Genomic DNA, 3,768 nt, shown 5'->3' on the forward strand with positions numbered 1-3,768 from the left:
CGACGGCTGCCGTCCGGCTTCAACGCTTCAGCCAGGTTCGGGCTGTTGGGGAACAGCGACGCGGTGTGGCCGTCGTCGCCCATGCCCAGTACCAGCACATCAATCGTCGGCAACTCGGCCAGCAGGCGATCGGCCTGCTCGGCAGCGTCGTCAAGGGTGGCGGCGACGCTGTACAGGCTCAGGAACTTGGCCTTGGCCGCCGGGCCCTGCAGCAAATACTTCTTCAACAGGCCGGCATTGCTGTCGGCATGTTCCACCGGCACCCAGCGCTCGTCGGCCAGGGTGATGGTCACCTTGGACCAGTCCAGGCCTTGCTTGGCGAGGTTCTGGAAGAACGCCACCGGGCTGCGGCCGCCGGACACCACCAGGGTCGCCTCGCCACGGGCACTGATGGCCGCGCGCAGTTGTTCGGCCACGTCATTGGCCAAGCCATCCGCCAGCAGCACCGGGTTGCGGTACTCATGGGCAGTCACGCCCTGAGGCAGTTTCAAATCAGATATCGCCATACCAAGACCTCCCGTCCCGCGTGATCAGTGCGATCGAGCTCATTGGCCCCCAGGACCCCGCCGCGTACGGCTTGGGCGCATCACCGGATTTTTTCCATCCGGCGATCAACTGGTCACACCACTTCCACGCAGCTTCGATTTCATCTTTGCGCACAAACAGGTTCTGGTTGCCACGCATTACTTCCAGCAACAGCCGCTCGTAGGCATCGGGAATCCGTGCGCTGCGATAGGTGTCGGAAAAATTCAGTTGCAGCGGGCCGCTGCGCAGTTGCATGCCCTTGTCCAGGCCCTGCTCCTTGGTCATCACGCGCAAGGAAATCCCTTCGTCCGGTTGCAGGCGGATGATCAGTTTGTTGCTGATCTGCAAGCGCTGCTCGGGGGCGAAGATGTAGTGGGACGGTTCCTTGAAGTGGATGACGATCTGCGACAGTTTTTGCGGCATGCGCTTGCCGGTACGCAGGTAGAACGGCACCCCGGCCCAACGCCAGTTACGGATATCGGCACGCAGGGCGACGAAGGTCTCGGTGTCGCTCTGGGTGTTGGAGTTCTCTTCTTCCAGGTAACCCGGTACCGGCTTGCCGGCGCTGTAGCCGGCGATGTATTGGCCACGCACCACCTGGGTGGTCAGGCCGTCCGGGCTGATGGGCGCCAGGGCCTTGAGCACCTTGACCTTCTCGTCCCGAATACTGTCGGCAGACAGGTCGGCCGGCGGGTCCATGGCGATCAGGCACAGCAGCTGCAGCAGGTGATTCTGGATCATGTCCCGCAGCTGCCCGGCCTTGTCGAAATAGCCCCAGCGACCTTCGATGCCTACTTGCTCGGCCACGGTGATTTCCACGTGGGAGATGTAGTTCTGGTTCCACTGGGTTTCAAACAGGCTGTTGGCAAAACGCAGGGCGATCAGGTTCTGGACGGTCTCTTTGCCCAGGTAGTGGTCGATGCGGTAGGTGCGGTTTTCCGGGAAGAACTGCGCCACGGCGTCGTTGACCTTGCGCGAGGAATCCAGGTCCGAACCGATGGGTTTTTCCAGGACCACGCGGGTGTTTTCCGCCAGGCCGACCTTGGACAGGTTCTCGCAGATCGCGCCATACACCGCCGCCGGGGTGGCGAAGTAGGCGATCAGGCGTTGTTCAGTGCCGGCGTTCTCTGCCAGGGCGACGTAGTCATCGGCCTTCAGGAAGTCGACATGCAGGTACGTCAGGCGGGCCAGGAAACGTTGGGCGACGGTTTCGTCCAGTTCCTTGCCAACGTAACCACGCAATTCTTTTTCGATGTGGGCCAGGTGCTGTTGCTCGGAACCGGCCTCACGGGCCAGGGCCAGGATGCGCGTGTCTTCGTGCAGCAGGCCCGCACCATCGAGTTGATAGAGGGCAGGAAATAACTTGCGCAGCGCCAGATCACCCAAGGCGCCAAACAGGGCAAAGGTGCAGGGTTCTACGGTTATCGAAGGCATGATGTTTGTTCTTTTATCAAGTTAAGCTACAAATACCTTTTTTTAAGGCATCACTCAAGGAAAAATGTAGTAATAACCACAACATTTTCCCGAAAAACGTATTCCGAGTGGTGGTGTTCAACTACCCTCAGTAGGATAGGCCACCGCAAAGGGCCGCTCGTCGATTGGTTGACGACCCTTATTTGCATCGTCGCCCTAAGGAAACATGAATGGACCGCGTGCGAAATCTACTGGAACAGATCCAGAAACGCCTCGAAGAACTGAACAAGGCTGAACGTAAAGTCGCCGAGGTCATCCTGCTCAACCCGCAGCAGGCGACCCGCTTCTCTATCGCCGCCCTCGCCCAGGCCGCTTCGGTCAGCGAACCTACAGTGAACCGCTTCTGCCGCTCGTTCGGCGTGAGTGGTTACCCTGAACTTAAATTGCAGCTGGCGCAAAGCCTGGCCAGTGGCGCGGCGTATGTCAGCCGCGCGGTGGAGGCCGATGATAACCCGGAGGCCTACACCCAGAAGATCTTCGGCAGTGCCATCGCGTCCCTCGACAGCGCCTGCCAGGCCCTGGACCCGAACCTGATCAGCAAGGCCGTCGACCTGCTGATCCAGGCTCGGCAGATCCACTTCTTCGGCCTGGGTGCTTCGGCGCCGGTGGCCATGGACGCGCTGCACAAGTTTTTCCGTTTCAACCTGTCGGTCACGGCCCACGCCGATGTGCTGATGCAGCGGATGATCGCCTCGGTGGCCCACACCGGGGAGTTGTTCGTGATCATTTCCTACACCGGGCGTACCCGTGAACTGGTGGAAGTAGCACGTATTGCGCGGGAAAACGGCGCCTCGGTGCTGGGCGTGACCGCCGAAAATTCGCCGCTGGCCAAGGCCAGTACGGTGAGCCTGAACATTCCGTTGCCGGAAGACACCGACATCTACATGCCGATGACCTCGCGGATCATTCAGTTGACGGTGCTGGATGTACTGGCGACGGGCATGACCTTGCGTCGCGGGGTGGATTTCCAACCGCACTTGCGCAAGATCAAAGAGAGCTTGAACGACAGCCGGTATCCGGTTGGGGATGAATTCAACTAGGCCCGAATCTACTGTGAATGTGCCGGCCTCTTCGCGAGCAAGCCNNNCGCGAAAGCGGCATCAGCAACACCGGAACATCCGGATCAAGCCCCCGCCCTCGCCTGCAAACTCAAATGCGCCCGCTCCCCCGGCGCCAGGCTCGCAGCAGCCATCGCCGACTCCACACACACAAACCCCGCAGCCTCGTTGAAGCTCACCCCCAGCAATGGTCGACTCCCCGGGTGCCACACCACCGTGTCGGCACTCTCGCCAGTGTCGATGCACAATTCGCGCTGCCAGGCATGGTCCTTGAGGTGCAGTTCACCGTCGTGCTGGAACACCCGCTGACACCCACCATCGACACGCAACTCGCCTTCCTGCTGGCACGCCTGACGATTCAGCTGGTCGTAGCCCTGCGCGCCATCGAGCCCAGACAGCGCTATCTCACCAACGTTGCCAATCCGCCAATAAGCGTGCAAAGCATGGCTCAATTGGCACGGCAGCTCGTCCTGGTGCTCGGTGGCCAGGCGCAGCTCCAGAGTTTCCCCCAGGTGTGCATGCAGGTCCACTTGCCAGTCGCATAGCTGCAATTGCCAGTGCAAACGCACGCCGTCGTCGTCGGTGCTGCTGTCCAGCAATTTCCAGTCGATCAGCCGTGCCCAACCATGGGACGGCCAGGCGTTTTCGCTGGGATGGCGGCCATACCACGGCCAACACACCGGCACGCCGCCACGGATGGCGCCGACCTGCG

Annotated in this window: 4 protein-coding genes; 1 reads left to right on the plus strand and 3 read right to left on the minus strand. The window is 61.0% G+C overall.

Features of this window, described 5'->3' with window-relative positions; all coding sequences use genetic code 11:
• A partial coding sequence (pgl, locus tag HX846_RS24975; RefSeq protein WP_178966299.1) for a 6-phosphogluconolactonase occupies positions 1-506 on the minus strand: 506 nt, incomplete at its 3' end.
• Positions 493-1,959 carry a glucose-6-phosphate dehydrogenase gene (gene zwf / locus HX846_RS24980; RefSeq protein WP_003213023.1) on the minus strand — a complete coding sequence of 489 codons (1,467 nt, stop codon included), beginning with the start codon at positions 1,957-1,959 and terminating at the stop codon, positions 493-495. The genes pgl and zwf, both read right to left, overlap by 14 nt.
• Positions 1,960-2,177: 218 nt before the next feature.
• Between zwf and HX846_RS24985 the strand changes: the two genes are divergently transcribed.
• Positions 2,178-3,038 carry a MurR/RpiR family transcriptional regulator gene (locus tag HX846_RS24985; RefSeq protein ID WP_173406104.1) on the plus strand — a complete coding sequence of 287 codons (861 nt, stop codon included), beginning with the start codon at positions 2,178-2,180 and terminating at the stop codon, positions 3,036-3,038.
• Positions 3,039-3,121: 83 nt separating this feature from the next.
• Here the strand turns inward: HX846_RS24985 and HX846_RS24990 are convergent.
• Positions 3,122-3,768, minus strand: a 647-nt coding sequence (locus HX846_RS24990; RefSeq protein WP_178966300.1) for a D-hexose-6-phosphate mutarotase, incomplete at its 5' end; no start/stop codon positions are given.

The sequence above is a fragment of the Pseudomonas sp. K5002 genome (genome assembly GCF_013386655.1).
Lineage (GTDB): Bacteria > Pseudomonadota > Gammaproteobacteria > Pseudomonadales > Pseudomonadaceae > Aquipseudomonas.

What these genes read in the sequence shown, in the direction of transcription:
- zwf (WP_003213023.1), bottom strand. Translation starts at nt 1,959, where the DNA reads ATGCCTTCGATAACCGTAGAACCCTGCACCTTTGCCCTGTTTGGCGCC.